Annotated in this window: 1 protein-coding gene; it reads right to left on the reverse strand. The window is 54.9% G+C overall.

From position 1 onward, the window contains the following. Nucleotides 1-3 precede the first annotated feature (3 nt). Nucleotides 4-16728 (reverse strand): HYR domain-containing protein, encoded by a 16725-nt coding sequence (locus LV716_RS02030; RefSeq protein ID WP_233759211.1) that lies wholly within the window; start codon nucleotides 16726-16728, stop codon nucleotides 4-6. Between the last annotated feature and the right edge of the window lie 132 nt (nucleotides 16729-16860).

Raw genomic sequence — 16860 nt, forward strand, 5'->3', positions numbered from 1 at the left:
CTTTTATCGGTTGATATATAAGTATCCTGAGAGCTCTTTCATATTGCCCATAAGGTCTTCATACTCCACTATGTAGAAATACGTACCAACCGGAAGCTTATTATCTTTACTTAATGTAACCCTGCCTTGAGATGTACCATCAAAGACATTCCCTGTCGTGTTGTATGATTTGGTCGCGTAAACCTCCACACCCCATCTGTTATAAATCTTGACTGTGTTGTTTGGATATTCGTCTAAATTTCTAATAATTAAAACATCATGAATACCATCTCCATTTGGAGTTATCACATTGATAACATCTACCTCTTCCTCTTCAGTAGATCCAAGATCAGGATCTAAATAATTAGGTATTTCATTTCCATTTGAATCATCGTTGGAATAATCCCCATCTGAATTCAAATCTTCGTCAATAGTCTCAATACCATCTCCATCGTCATCAGAATCCCTATAATTTGGAATACCGTTAGCGTCTGTGTCAGGCAGATATGTAGCTGGATCATCAATCTCATCGTTCACATCTATATCAATAACAACACTTCCTTCATAGCCATCATCAAGACCATCATTATCCTTATCCGAACCAATAAATACAACATCTGGAATTCCATCTTCATTAAAATCATGCCCTTCTATACTGTCTGGAACGGCATCATCATCGCTATCTAAATCAACATAATCAGGAATACCGTCACCATCAGAATCTAGAGGAATTAGACCAACATCCCCATTATTTTCGTAAGCATCATCTACTCCATTAGCATTTGTATCTAACAAACTTGGAGATATATAACCACTTGTTAATTGTGCTTCAACATTATCTGGAATTCCATCATTATCACTATCGATATCCAAATAGTCTGGAATTCCATCCCTGTCGGTATCGGTTGGGTCTGTTGCCGGATCATTGTCTCCATCAGAATTCAAATCCTCAAAACTATCGAGAATACCATCACCATCACTATCCAACACAGTGGTATCATTATCCAAAATTGTTCCTGTTGCCGTGTCAGAGATATCTCCTGCAATTCCAGCATCTACACTAGTTATCCTTATAGTGAAATCTTCGTCCAACTCATCTATATCATCATCAACTGTTGGCACAACAACTATAGTGGATGTTTCACCAGCTAAAATTGTTACTTGAATATCAGTTGAATCATAATCTGAAGCATCAGCGATACCATCGGTTAAACTAAATGTTAATACTAGGCTTTCATTACATTTTGCTTGTGAAAGCGATACTAAAAAGCTTATATTTTCTCCTTCTATTCCTGATGCATCTTCAATCGTAATATCAGGCGCTATACCTTGAACTGTTATGGTTTGTTCCACATTGATACTGTTCCCGGCCTCGTCCGTAACGCTGTACGTCCTTGTTATCGTTCCCGGGTTGCTCCCCGTAAGGGCACTGTCGCTCACGAAGGCAACGACGATGTCGCCGCTCGCGCTGCAGTTGTCCGATTCGTCCGTTACAACGCCCACGTTGGGCAGCGGTACGTCGCCGATGCACTCCACCGTAATGTCAGATGGGTCGCTCGCCGTAGGGTCCGTCGTGTCGTCAACGATGATATTTTGGGTCACGGTGATACTGTTCCCGGCCTCGTCCGTTACGCTGTACGTCCGTGTTATCGTTCCCGGGTTGCTGCCGACAAGCCCGCTGTCGCTCACGAAGGCAACTGTGATGTCGCCGCTCGCGCTGCAGTTGTCCGATTCGTCCGTTACAACGCCCACGTTGGGCAGCGGTACGTCGCCGATACATTCAACGGTGATCGCAGATGGATCGCTCGCCGTAGGGTCCGTCGTGTCGTCAACGATGATATTTTGGGTCACGGTGATGCTGTTCCCGGCCTCGTCCGTAACGCTGTACGTCCGTGTTATCGTTCCAGGGTTGCTGCCAACAAGCCCGCTGTCGCTCACGAAGGCAACGACGATGTCGCCGCTAGCACTGCAGTTGTCCGATTCGTCCGTCACAACGCCCACGTTGGGCAGCGGTACGTCACCGATACATTCCACCGTAATGTCAGATGGGTCGCTCGCCGTAGGGTCCGTCGTGTCGTCAACGATGATATTTTGGGTCACGTTGATGCTGTTCCCGGCCTCGTCCGTGATACTGTACGTCCTTGTTATCGTTCCCGGGTTGCTGCCGACAAGCCCGCTGTCGCTCACGAAGGCAACTGTGATGTCGCCGCTCGCGCTGCAGTTGTCCGATTCGTCCGTTACAACGCCCACGTTGGGCAGCGGTACGTCGCCGATACATTCAACGGTGATCGCAGATGGATCGCTCGCCGTAGGGTCCGTCGTGTCGTCGACTATGATATTTTGGGTCACGGTGATGCTGTTCCCGGCCTCGTCCGTAACGCTGTACGTCCGTGTTATCGTTCCAGGGTTGCTGCCGACAAGCGCACTGTCGCTCACGAAGGCAACTGTGATGTCGCCGCTAGCACTGCAGTTGTCCGATTCGTCCGTCACAACGCCCACGTTGGGCAGCGGTACGTCACCGATACATTCCACCGTAATGTCAGATGGATCGCTCGCCGTAGGGTCCGTCGTGTCGTCAACGATGATATTTTGGGTCACGTTGATGCTGTTCCCGGCCTCGTCCGTGATACTGTAGGTCCTTGTTATCGTCCCCGGGTTGCTCCCCGTAAGGGCACTGTCGCTCACGAACGCCACCGTGATGTCGCCAGCCGCGCTGCAGTTGTCCGATTCGTCCGTTACAACGCCCACGTTGGGCAGCGGTACGTCACCGATACATTCCACCGTAATGTCAGATGGATCGCTCGCCGTAGGGTCCGTCGTGTCGTCAACGATGATATTTTGGGTCACGGTGATACTGTTCCCGGCCTCGTCCGTTACGCTGTACGTCCTTGTTATCGTTCCCGGGTTGCTGCCGACAAGCCCGCTGTCGCTCACGAAGGCAACGACGATGTCGCCAGCCGCGCTGCAGTTGTCCGATTCGTCCGTTACAACGCCCACGTTGGGCAGCGGTACGTCGCCGATGCACTCCACCGTAATGTCAGATGGGTCGCTCGCCGTAGGGTCCGTCGTGTCGTCGACGATGATATTTTGGGTCACGTTGATACTGTTCCCGGCCTCGTCCGTAACGCTGTACGTCCTTGTTATCGTCCCGGGGTTGCTGCCAACAAGCCCGCTGTCGCTCACGAAGGCAACGACGATGTCGCCAGCCGCGCTGCAGTTGTCCGATTCGTCCGTTACAACACCCACGTTGGGCAGCGGTACGTCGCCGATGCACTCCACCGTAATGTCAGATGGGTCGCTCGCCGTAGGGTCCTCATTGTCGACTACCGTCACGTCAAAACTACACATCGCAGTAAGCCCCGATGAATCCGTTACCTCAAAAGTGTTCGTCGTCGTCCCTATCGGAAAGGTCGAACCCGAGGGAAGGCCCGCTATCTGTACCGTCACAGCTCCCGGATTGTTATCAGTGCCCACAGGTGCAGTATACGTGACCACAGCCTCGCATACGCCCGCATCCGTATCCTGTACGATGTCAGAGGGACAGTTGATCACCGGTGCCTCGCTGTCCACCACCGTCACGTCAAAACTACAGGTGAACGTGTTGCCCGCTCCGTCCGTTACCTCGAAGGTGTTCGTAGTCGTTCCCGTTGGGAATGCCGCTCCCGAAGCGAGTCCCGCTATCTGTACCGTCGTTGCCGTTCCACAATTGTCCGTGCCAACGGGTGCCGTATAGGTCAACACTGCCGTTGATTGCCCGGCATCCACGTTCTGGGTAATATCCGCCGGACAGCTAATGGTAGGGTCCGTCGTGTCGTCCACGATGATATTTTGGGTCACGTTGATGCTGTTCCCGGCCTCGTCCGTAACGCTGTACGTCCGTGTTATCGTTCCCGGGTTGCTCCCCGTAAGGGCACTGTCGCTCACGAAGGCAACGACGATGTCGCCGCTCGCGCTGCAGTTGTCCGATTCGTCCGTTACAACGCCCACGTTGGGAAGCGGTACGTCACCGATACATTCAACGGTAATCGCAGATGGATCGCTCGCCGTGGGGTCCGTCGTATCGTCGACTATGATGTCCTGTGTTACCGTGATGCTGTTCCCGGCCTCGTCCGTAACGCTGTACGTCCGTGTTATCGTCCCGGGGTTGCTCCCCGTAAGGGCACTGTCGCTTACGAAGGCAACGACGATGTCGCCGCTCGCGCTGCAGTTGTCCGATTCGTCCGTTACAACGCCCACGTTGGGCAGCGGTACGTCACCGATACATTCCACCGTAATGTCAGATGGATCGCTCGCCGTAGGGTCCGTCGTATCGTCGACTATGATGTCCTGTGTTACCGTGATACTGTTCCCGGCCTCGTCCGTAACGCTGTACGTCCGTGTTATCGTTCCCGGGTTGCTCCCCGTAAGGGCACTGTCGCTCACGAAGGCAACGACGATGTCGCCGCTCGCGCTGCAGTTGTCCGATTCGTCCGTTACAACGCCCACGTTGGGAAGCGGTACGTCGCCGATACATTCAATGGTGATGTCCGATGGATCGCTCGCCGTAGGGTCCGTCGTATCGTCGACTATGATGTCCTGTGTTACCGTGATGCTGTTCCCGGCCTCGTCCGTAACGCTGTACGTCCTTGTTATCGTTCCCGGGTTGCTCCCCGTAAGGGCACTGTCGCTCACGAAGGCAACGACGATGTCGCCGCTCGCGCTGCAGTTGTCCGATTCGTCCGTTACAACGCCCACGTTGGGAAGCGGTACGTCACCGATGCACTCCACCGTAATGTCAGATGGATCGCTCGCCGTAGGGTCCGTCGTATCGTCGACTATGATGTCCTGTGTTACCGTGATGCTGTTCCCGGCCTCGTCCGTAACGCTGTACGTCCGTGTTATCGTTCCCGGGTTGCTGCCAACCAAGGCACTGTCGCTCACGAACGCCACGACGATGTCGCCAGCCGCGCTGCAGTTGTCCGATTCGTCCGTTACAACGCCCACGTTGGGCAGCGGTACGTCGCCGATACATTCAACGGTGATGTCCGATGGATCGCTCGCCGTAGGGTCCGTCGTGTCGTCCACGATGATATTTTGGGTCACGTTGATACTGTTCCCGGCCTCGTCCGTAACGCTGTACGTCCGTGTTATCGTTCCCGGGTTGCTCCCCGTAAGGGCACTGTCGCTCACGAAGGCAACGACGATGTCGCCGCTCGCGCTGCAGTTGTCCGATTCGTCCGTTACAACGCCCACGTTGGGAAGCGGTACGTCACCGATGCACTCCACCGTAATGTCAGATGGATCGCTCGCCGTAGGGTCCGTCGTATCGTCGACTATGATGTCCTGCGTTACCGTGATGCTGTTCCCGGCCTCGTCCGTAACGCTGTACGTCCGTGTTATCGTTCCCGGGTTGCTCCCCGTAAGGGCACTGTCGCTCACGAAGGCAACGACGATGTCGCCGCTCGCGCTGCAGTTGTCCGATTCGTCCGTTACAACGCCCACGTTGGGAAGCGGTACGTCACCGATGCACTCCACCGTAATGTCAGATGGATCGCTCGCCGTAGGGTCCGTCGTATCGTCGACTATGATGTCCTGTGTTACCGTGATGCTGTTCCCGGCCTCGTCCGTAACGCTGTACGTCCGTGTTATCGTCCCGGGGTTGCTGCCAACCAAGGCACTGTCGCTAACGAACGCCACCGTGATGTCGCCGCTAGCGCTGCAGTTGTCCGATTCGTCCGTTACAACGCCCACGTTGGGAAGCGGTACGTCACCGATACATTCAACGGTAATCGCAGATGGATCGCTCGCCGTGGGGTCCGTCGTATCGTCGACTATGATGTCCTGTGTTACCGTGATGCTGTTCCCGGCCTCGTCCGTAACGCTGTACGTCCTTGTTATCGTTCCCGGGTTGCTCCCCGTAAGGGCACTGTCGCTTACGAAGGCAACGACGATGTCGCCGCTCGCGCTGCAGTTGTCCGATTCGTCCGTTACAACGCCCACGTTGGGCAGCGGTACGTCGCCGATGCACTCCACCGTAATGTCAGATGGGTCGCTCGCCGTAGGGTCCTCATTGTCGACTACCGTCACGTCAAAACTACACATCGCAGTAAGCCCCGATGAATCCGTTACCTCAAAAGTGTTCGTCGTCGTCCCTATCGGAAAGGTCGAACCCGAGGGAAGGCCCGCTATCTGTACCGTCACAGCTCCCGGATTGTTATCAGTGCCCACAGGTGCAGTATACGTGACCACAGCCTCGCATACGCCCGCATCCGTATCCTGTACGATGTCAGAGGGACAGTTGATCACCGGTGCCTCGCTGTCCACCACCGTCACGTCAAAACTACAGGTGAACGTGTTGCCCGCTCCGTCCGTTACCTCGAAGGTGTTCGTAGTCGTTCCCGTTGGGAATGCCGCTCCCGAAGCGAGTCCCGCTATCTGTACCGTCGTTGCCGTTCCACAATTGTCCGTGCCAACGGGTGCCGTATAGGTCACCACTGCCGTTGATTGCCCGGCATCCACGTTCTGGGTAATATCCGCCGGACAGCTAATGGTAGGGTCCGTCGTGTCGTCCACGATGATATTTTGGGTCACGTTGATGCTGTTCCCGGCCTCGTCCGTAACGCTGTACGTCCGTGTTATCGTCCCGGGGTTGCTCCCCGTAAGGGCACTGTCGCTCACGAACGCCACGACGATGTCGCCGCTAGCGCTGCAGTTGTCCGATTCGTCCGTTACAACGCCCACGTTGGGAAGCGGTACGTCGCCGATACATTCCACGGTGATGTCCGATGGATCGCTCGCCGTAGGGTCCGTCGTATCGTCGACTATGATGTCCTGTGTTACCGTGATGCTGTTCCCGGCCTCGTCCGTAACGCTGTACGTCCTTGTTATCGTTCCCGGGTTGCTCCCCGTAAGGGCACTGTCGCTCACGAAGGCAACGACGATGTCGCCAGCCGCGCTGCAGTTGTCCGATTCGTCCGTTACAACGCCCACGTTGGGAAGCGGTACGTCACCGATGCACTCCACCGTAATGTCAGATGGATCGCTCGCCGTAGGGTCCGTCGTATCGTCGACTATGATGTCCTGCGTTACCGTGATGCTGTTCCCGGCCTCGTCCGTAACGCTGTACGTCCGTGTTATCGTTCCCGGGTTGCTGCCAACCAAGGCACTGTCGCTCACGAACGCCACGACGATGTCGCCAGCCGCGCTGCAGTTGTCCGATTCGTCCGTTACAACGCCCACGTTGGGAAGCGGTACGTCACCGATGCACTCCACCGTAATGTCAGATGGATCGCTCGCCGTGGGGTCCGTCGTATCGTCGACTATGATATTTTGGGTCACGTTGATACTGTTGCCCGCCTCGTCCGTAACGCTGTACGTCCGTGTTATCGTCCCGGGGTTGCTGCCAACCAAGGCACTGTCGCTCACGAACGCCACCGTGATGTCGCCAGCCGCGCTGCAGTTGTCCGATTCGTCCGTTACAACGCCCACGTTGGGAAGCGGTACGTCACCGATACATTCCACCGTAATGTCAGATGGATCGCTCGCCGTAGGGTCCGTCGTATCGTCGACTATGATGTCCTGTGTTACCGTGATGCTGTTCCCGGCCTCGTCCGTAACGCTGTACGTCCGTGTTATCGTTCCCGGGTTGCTGCCAACCAAGGCACTGTCGCTCACGAACGCCACCGTGATGTCGCCGCTAGCGCTGCAGTTGTCCGATTCGTCCGTTACAACGCCCACGTTGGGAAGCGGTACGTCACCGATACATTCAACGGTAATCGCAGATGGATCGCTCGCCGTGGGGTCCGTCGTATCGTCGACTATGATGTCCTGTGTTACCGTGATGCTGTTGCCCGCCTCGTCCGTGACGCTGTACGTCCGTGTTATCGTTCCCGGGTTGCTCCCCGTAAGGGCACTGTCGCTCACGAAGGCAACGACGATGTCGCCGCTCGCGCTGCAGTTGTCCGATTCGTCCGTTACAACGCCCACGTTGGGAAGCGGTACGTCACCGATACATTCAACGGTAATCGCAGATGGATCGCTCGCCGTGGGGTCCGTCGTATCGTCGACTATGATGTCCTGTGTTACCGTGATGCTGTTCCCGGCCTCGTCCGTAACGCTGTACGTCCGTGTTATCGTCCCGGGGTTGCTCCCCGTAAGGGCACTGTCGCTTACGAAGGCAACGACGATGTCGCCGCTCGCGCTGCAGTTGTCCGATTCGTCCGTTACAACGCCCACGTTGGGAAGCGGTACGTCACCGATACATTCCACCGTAATGTCAGATGGATCGCTCGCCGTAGGGTCCGTCGTATCGTCGACTATGATGTCCTGTGTTACCGTGATGCTGTTCCCGGCCTCGTCCGTGACGCTGTACGTCCGTGTTATCGTCCCGGGGTTGCTGCCAACAAGCCCACTGTCGCTCACGAAGGCAACGACGATGTCGCCAGCCGCGCTGCAGTTGTCCGATTCGTCCGTTACAACACCCACGTTGGGCAGCGGTACGTCGCCGATGCACTCCACCGTAATGTCAGATGGGTCGCTCGCCGTAGGGTCCTCATTGTCGACTACCGTCACGTCAAAACTACACATCGCAGTAAGCCCCGATGAATCCGTTACCTCAAAAGTGTTCGTCGTCGTCCCTATCGGAAAGGTCGAACCCGAGGGAAGGCCCGCTATCTGTACCGTCACAGCTCCCGGATTGTTATCAGTGCCCACAGGTGCAGTATACGTGACCACAGCCTCGCATACGCCCGCATCCGTATCCTGTACGATGTCAGAGGGACAGTTGATCACCGGTGCCTCGCTGTCCACCACCGTCACGTCAAAACTACAGGTGAACGTGTTGCCCGCTCCGTCCGTTACCTCGAAGGTGTTCGTAGTCGTTCCCGTTGGGAATGCCGCTCCCGAAGCGAGTCCCGCTATCTGTACCGTCGTTGCCGTTCCACAATTGTCCGTGCCAACGGGTGCCGTATAGGTCACCACTGCCGTTGATTGCCCGGCATCCACGTTCTGGGTAATATCCGCCGGACAGCTAATGGTAGGGTCCGTCGTGTCGTCCACGATGATATTTTGGGTCACGTTGATGCTGTTCCCGGCCTCGTCCGTAACGCTGTACGTCCGTGTTATCGTCCCGGGGTTGCTGCCAACCAAGGCACTGTCGCTCACGAACGCCACCGTGATGTCGCCGCTAGCGCTGCAGTTGTCCGATTCGTCCGTTACAACGCCCACGTTGGGAAGCGGTACGTCACCGATACATTCAACGGTAATCGCAGATGGATCGCTCGCCGTGGGGTCCGTCGTATCGTCGACTATGATGTCCTGTGTTACCGTGATGCTGTTCCCGGCCTCGTCCGTAACGCTGTACGTCCTTGTTATCGTTCCCGGGTTGCTCCCCGTAAGGGCACTGTCGCTTACGAAGGCAACGACGATGTCGCCGCTCGCGCTGCAGTTGTCCGATTCGTCCGTTACAACGCCCACGTTGGGCAGCGGTACGTCGCCGATGCACTCCACCGTAATGTCAGATGGGTCGCTCGCCGTAGGGTCCGTCGTGTCGTCAACGATGATATTTTGGGTCACGGTGATACTGTTCCCGGCCTCGTCCGTTACGCTGTACGTCCGTGTTATCGTTCCCGGGTTGCTGCCGACAAGCCCGCTGTCGCTCACGAAGGCAACTGTGATGTCGCCGCTCGCGCTGCAGTTGTCCGATTCGTCCGTTACAACGCCCACGTTGGGCAGCGGTACGTCGCCGATACATTCAACGGTGATCGCAGATGGATCGCTCGCCGTAGGGTCCGTCGTGTCGTCAACGATGATATTTTGGGTCACGGTGATGCTGTTCCCGGCCTCGTCCGTAACGCTGTACGTCCGTGTTATCGTTCCAGGGTTGCTGCCAACAAGCCCGCTGTCGCTCACGAAGGCAACGACGATGTCGCCGCTAGCACTGCAGTTGTCCGATTCGTCCGTCACAACGCCCACGTTGGGCAGCGGTACGTCACCGATACATTCCACCGTAATGTCAGATGGGTCGCTCGCCGTAGGGTCCGTCGTGTCGTCAACGATGATATTTTGGGTCACGTTGATGCTGTTCCCGGCCTCGTCCGTGATACTGTACGTCCTTGTTATCGTTCCCGGGTTGCTGCCGACAAGCCCGCTGTCGCTCACGAAGGCAACTGTGATGTCGCCGCTCGCGCTGCAGTTGTCCGATTCGTCCGTTACAACGCCCACGTTGGGCAGCGGTACGTCGCCGATACATTCAACGGTGATCGCAGATGGATCGCTCGCCGTAGGGTCCGTCGTGTCGTCGACTATGATATTTTGGGTCACGGTGATGCTGTTCCCGGCCTCGTCCGTAACGCTGTACGTCCGTGTTATCGTTCCAGGGTTGCTGCCGACAAGCGCACTGTCGCTCACGAAGGCAACTGTGATGTCGCCGCTAGCACTGCAGTTGTCCGATTCGTCCGTCACAACGCCCACGTTGGGCAGCGGTACGTCACCGATACATTCCACCGTAATGTCAGATGGATCGCTCGCCGTAGGGTCCGTCGTGTCGTCAACGATGATATTTTGGGTCACGTTGATGCTGTTCCCGGCCTCGTCCGTGATACTGTAGGTCCTTGTTATCGTCCCCGGGTTGCTCCCCGTAAGGGCACTGTCGCTCACGAACGCCACCGTGATGTCGCCAGCCGCGCTGCAGTTGTCCGATTCGTCCGTTACAACGCCCACGTTGGGCAGCGGTACGTCACCGATACATTCCACCGTAATGTCAGATGGATCGCTCGCCGTAGGGTCCGTCGTGTCGTCAACGATGATATTTTGGGTCACGGTGATACTGTTCCCGGCCTCGTCCGTTACGCTGTACGTCCTTGTTATCGTTCCCGGGTTGCTGCCGACAAGCCCGCTGTCGCTCACGAAGGCAACGACGATGTCGCCAGCCGCGCTGCAGTTGTCCGATTCGTCCGTTACAACGCCCACGTTGGGCAGCGGTACGTCGCCGATGCACTCCACCGTAATGTCAGATGGGTCGCTCGCCGTAGGGTCCGTCGTGTCGTCGACGATGATATTTTGGGTCACGTTGATACTGTTCCCGGCCTCGTCCGTAACGCTGTACGTCCTTGTTATCGTCCCGGGGTTGCTGCCAACAAGCCCGCTGTCGCTCACGAAGGCAACGACGATGTCGCCAGCCGCGCTGCAGTTGTCCGATTCGTCCGTTACAACGCCCACGTTGGGCAGCGGTACGTCACCGATGCACTCCACGGTGATGTCCGATGGATTACTTGCCGTAGGGTCCTCATTGTCGACTACCGTCACGTCAAAACTACACATCGCAGTAAGCCCCGATGAATCCGTTACCTCAAAAGTGTTCGTCGTCGTCCCTATCGGAAAGGTCGAACCCGAGGGAAGGCCCGCTATCTGTACCGTCACAGCTCCCGGATTGTTATCAGTGCCCACAGGTGCAGTATACGTGACCACAGCCTCGCATACGCCCGCATCCGTATCCTGTACGATGTCAGAGGGACAGTTGATCACCGGTGCCTCGCTGTCCACCACCGTCACGTCAAAACTACAGGTGAACGTGTTGCCCGCTCCGTCCGTTACCTCGAAGGTGTTCGTAGTCGTTCCCGTTGGGAATGCCGCTCCCGAAGCGAGTCCCGCTATCTGTACCGTCGTTGCCGTTCCACAATTGTCCGTGCCAACGGGTGCCGTATAGGTCACCACTGCCGTTGATTGCCCGGCATCCACGTTCTGGGTAATATCCGCCGGACAGCTAATGGTAGGGTCCGTCGTGTCGTCCACGATGATATTTTGGGTCACGTTGATGCTGTTGCCCGCCTCGTCCGTGACGCTGTACGTCCGTGTTATCGTTCCCGGGTTGCTCCCCGTAAGGGCACTGTCGCTCACGAAGGCAACGACGATGTCGCCGCTCGCGCTGCAGTTGTCCGATTCGTCCGTTACAACGCCCACGTTGGGAAGCGGTACGTCACCGATACATTCAACGGTAATCGCAGATGGATCGCTCGCCGTGGGGTCCGTCGTATCGTCGACTATGATGTCCTGTGTTACCGTGATGCTGTTCCCGGCCTCGTCCGTAACGCTGTACGTCCGTGTTATCGTTCCCGGGTTGCTGCCAACCAAGGCACTGTCGCTCACGAACGCCACGACGATGTCGCCAGCCGCGCTGCAGTTGTCCGATTCGTCCGTTACAACGCCCACGTTGGGCAGCGGTACGTCGCCGATACATTCAACGGTGATGTCCGATGGATCGCTCGCCGTAGGGTCCGTCGTGTCGTCCACGATGATATTTTGGGTCACGTTGATACTGTTCCCGGCCTCGTCCGTAACGCTGTACGTCCGTGTTATCGTCCCGGGGTTGCTCCCCGTAAGGGCACTGTCGCTTACGAAGGCAACGACGATGTCGCCGCTCGCGCTGCAGTTGTCCGATTCGTCCGTTACAACGCCCACGTTGGGCAGCGGTACGTCACCGATACATTCCACCGTAATGTCAGATGGATCGCTCGCCGTAGGGTCCGTCGTATCGTCGACTATGATGTCCTGTGTTACCGTGATACTGTTCCCGGCCTCGTCCGTAACGCTGTACGTCCGTGTTATCGTTCCCGGGTTGCTCCCCGTAAGGGCACTGTCGCTCACGAAGGCAACGACGATGTCGCCGCTCGCGCTGCAGTTGTCCGATTCGTCCGTTACAACGCCCACGTTGGGAAGCGGTACGTCACCGATGCACTCCACCGTAATGTCAGATGGATCGCTCGCCGTAGGGTCCGTCGTATCGTCGACTATGATGTCCTGTGTTACCGTGATGCTGTTCCCGGCCTCGTCCGTAACGCTGTACGTCCGTGTTATCGTTCCCGGGTTGCTGCCAACCAAGGCACTGTCGCTCACGAACGCCACGACGATGTCGCCAGCCGCGCTGCAGTTGTCCGATTCGTCCGTTACAACGCCCACGTTGGGCAGCGGTACGTCGCCGATACATTCAACGGTGATGTCCGATGGATCGCTCGCCGTAGGGTCCGTCGTGTCGTCCACGATGATATTTTGGGTCACGTTGATACTGTTCCCGGCCTCGTCCGTAACGCTGTACGTCCGTGTTATCGTTCCCGGGTTGCTCCCCGTAAGGGCACTGTCGCTCACGAAGGCAACGACGATGTCGCCGCTCGCGCTGCAGTTGTCCGATTCGTCCGTTACAACGCCCACGTTGGGAAGCGGTACGTCACCGATGCACTCCACCGTAATGTCAGATGGATCGCTCGCCGTAGGGTCCGTCGTATCGTCGACTATGATGTCCTGCGTTACCGTGATGCTGTTCCCGGCCTCGTCCGTAACGCTGTACGTCCGTGTTATCGTTCCCGGGTTGCTCCCCGTAAGGGCACTGTCGCTCACGAAGGCAACGACGATGTCGCCGCTCGCGCTGCAGTTGTCCGATTCGTCCGTTACAACGCCCACGTTGGGAAGCGGTACGTCACCGATGCACTCCACCGTAATGTCAGATGGATCGCTCGCCGTAGGGTCCGTCGTATCGTCGACTATGATGTCCTGTGTTACCGTGATGCTGTTCCCGGCCTCGTCCGTAACGCTGTACGTCCGTGTTATCGTCCCGGGGTTGCTGCCAACCAAGGCACTGTCGCTAACGAACGCCACCGTGATGTCGCCGCTAGCGCTGCAGTTGTCCGATTCGTCCGTTACAACGCCCACGTTGGGAAGCGGTACGTCACCGATACATTCAACGGTAATCGCAGATGGATCGCTCGCCGTGGGGTCCGTCGTATCGTCGACTATGATGTCCTGTGTTACCGTGATGCTGTTCCCGGCCTCGTCCGTAACGCTGTACGTCCTTGTTATCGTTCCCGGGTTGCTCCCCGTAAGGGCACTGTCGCTTACGAAGGCAACGACGATGTCGCCGCTCGCGCTGCAGTTGTCCGATTCGTCCGTTACAACGCCCACGTTGGGCAGCGGTACGTCACCGATACATTCCACCGTAATGTCAGATGGATCGCTCGCCGTAGGGTCCGTCGTATCGTCGACTATGATATTTTGGGTCACGTTGATACTGTTCCCGGCCTCGTCCGTAACGCTGTACGTCCTTGTTATCGTTCCCGGGTTGCTCCCCGTAAGGGCACTGTCGCTCACGAAGGCAACGACGATGTCGCCGCTCGCGCTGCAGTTGTCCGATTCGTCCGTTACAACGCCCACGTTGGGAAGCGGTACGTCACCGATGCACTCCACCGTAATGTCAGATGGATCGCTCGCCGTAGGGTCCGTCGTATCGTCGACTATGATGTCCTGTGTTACCGTGATGCTGTTCCCGGCCTCGTCCGTAACGCTGTACGTCCGTGTTATCGTTCCCGGGTTGCTGCCAACCAAGGCACTGTCGCTCACGAACGCCACGACGATGTCGCCAGCCGCGCTGCAGTTGTCCGATTCGTCCGTTACAACGCCCACGTTGGGCAGCGGTACGTCGCCGATACATTCAACGGTGATGTCCGATGGATCGCTCGCCGTAGGGTCCGTCGTGTCGTCAACGATGATATTTTGGGTCACGGTGATACTGTTCCCGGCCTCGTCCGTTACGCTGTACGTCCGTGTTATCGTTCCCGGGTTGCTGCCGACAAGCCCGCTGTCGCTCACGAAGGCAACGACGATGTCGCCGCTCGCGCTGCAGTTGTCCGATTCGTCCGTTACAACGCCCACGTTGGGCAGCGGTACGTCACCGATACATTCAACGGTGATCGCAGATGGATTGCTCGCAGTAGGGTCCGTTGTATCTGCAACAGTAATGGTTCTGGTAAAAATAGCGCTAGTATTTCCCGACCCATCTGTTGCTTGGTATGAAATAACTCTTGTATAATCATTTGGATTTCCACCTGGCGTTGTGATGTCGCTCACTATAGCTACATCAGCACTACAATTGTCCGAAGCAACTGGGAAAGGGAAAGGTTGTGTCCCACAGAACAATTGAATTCCATTAGAAGATGGGGCAAAACCAAAATTTACTCCCGACCATTCTATATTACCACCTATTCCACTAAATGGTGCTACAGCATTTGTTCCTTGGAATATGTGATTGTATGTACCATCTCCATTATCCACTTCGACATAGGTAAATAAAGATTGATTGCTTAGTTGCGTCTCATCTATTTGGTAGTTTGCATTGATTATTCTTGCTTCCCAATAATCTACAGTGGACCCGGTACTATTTTGTACTCCAAAACCCCAGGAAAATTGAGCTTCATTAAAAAATGTAGTAGATAAATCAGTACAGCTTGGTAATTCAGGAACATCATCAGCACATTGGTAAGAAACATCCAATGAGCCTACTGGTGTGGTCCAAGTTGGCGCTACATTATCTATATCTATAGTAGTAACCGCAGTAACATTAATTACAGGGTCTCCGGTTGTTCCTCCATATTCCACAACATAGCCTTGTGGCCGGTAGGCTCCACCTCCACCTTGATCTCTTAAATCGTTCCAAGAACCAGGTCCTCCTGTACCTCTAACTACAGATGGATCCGTTATGTGTGCATAATCTTCATTTCCTGATTGGTTTGGTTCCCCACCATTCCAATATGCAAAGTTAAATGGTGGTGTTGTGCTACCTGATGCAGTACCACTCCAAAATGGTGTTCCAGCTTCTGGTCCGGTAACCCAACGCCAATCCCCTTCAGTAGCCGCATCGCTCGCCCCAATCCATCCAACGCCTTGGGCCTGAGACCCAGAAAAATCCGATTCTTCTTGTGAGGTCAATGTAGCAAGGTATCCTTGTAGGCCATAATATGTTCGTAATGCAGCAGCATCCCTAGCATCGGTCCATCTTATACCTACGTCTGACACAAACTCATAATAATGCCCTGTTGCTGGTAAAAAATTGGTATCTCCAACGGTTATTGAAAAACTTCTGCTTCCTGAAGGGTTAGTTCCGCTAGTGGAAAATTGTACTGCGCTTACAGCTGATTCAAAGGCTGTAAACGTTGCCGGACCGGTAAGCGTTAACTTTCCTTCAACCGCACTCCATGACGCAGTAATACTGGGGTGAGAACCGGTGAGTGTCAATAAATCTTCCCCATTAATGTATCCTGAAGAAATTTGAACAGAAACTTCGTCTGCAGTCGTATCATCTGAATCGGTAATACTAATTGTTTCCACAACAGAAATTGGTGTGCCCGGACAAAAATCCTGATCTCCCGTAGCATTAATGACCGGAGGGTCATTACTTGCTCCAGGTGCTGTTCCCTGTACTAAAATATTGTCAATCTCGTAAAGCTCGGTGCCCCCAGTATTATACATGGTAATCCTAAATTCCAAAGTATTTCCGGATAAACCTGAAACACTATATGAAGGCTGTATAGGTTCTGAAGGTGATGTGTCCCCTGAAGTATTTTCAATTTCAACATAGCTTCCTCCATCGATTCGATACTGAATTCTAAAAACATCCTGTCCTGAATCCAATGTTCCCCCAGAACCTGCATCCAAACTGAATGACACGTTTATAAAACCAGATATATTTATTGTACCTGTAGTCCAATAAGCAGTAGTATTGTCAGTATTTTGACCTCTTAAAACTTGAGATCCACTAGAAGTCTGAACGCTAACATCCGTATCGTTAGTCGACCATGAGGCTGTACTAGTTCCGGTACCATTACCTGTTTGGGTTCCATTGGTATAACTTTCAAAGTCTTCTGACCATATTGTAGTTTGTCCTGAGGCCATCAACCATCCTAGGAACAAAATGAAAAAAAATACATTTTTCTTATTGAGGTTTTCCATGTATTGGGGCAAATTTGAAAATAGACGTATGTAATCGACGTCTTCTAAAACTCAATAAATGTATGTTGGATAGTTTGGGAGACCCAAAAAATGTTGTCTATGACCGTGTTTGGTCTAGTGAAGTTAGAGAAT

Origin of the sequence: Flagellimonas sp. HMM57, from assembly GCF_021390175.1 — a bacterium.
Taxonomy (GTDB): domain Bacteria; phylum Bacteroidota; class Bacteroidia; order Flavobacteriales; family Flavobacteriaceae; genus Flagellimonas.

Excerpts from the sequence above, each read along its gene's own strand:
- LV716_RS02030 (WP_233759211.1), bottom strand. The coding sequence starts at position 16,728 with ATGGAAAACCTCAATAAGAAAAATGTATTTTTTTTCATTTTGTTCCTA.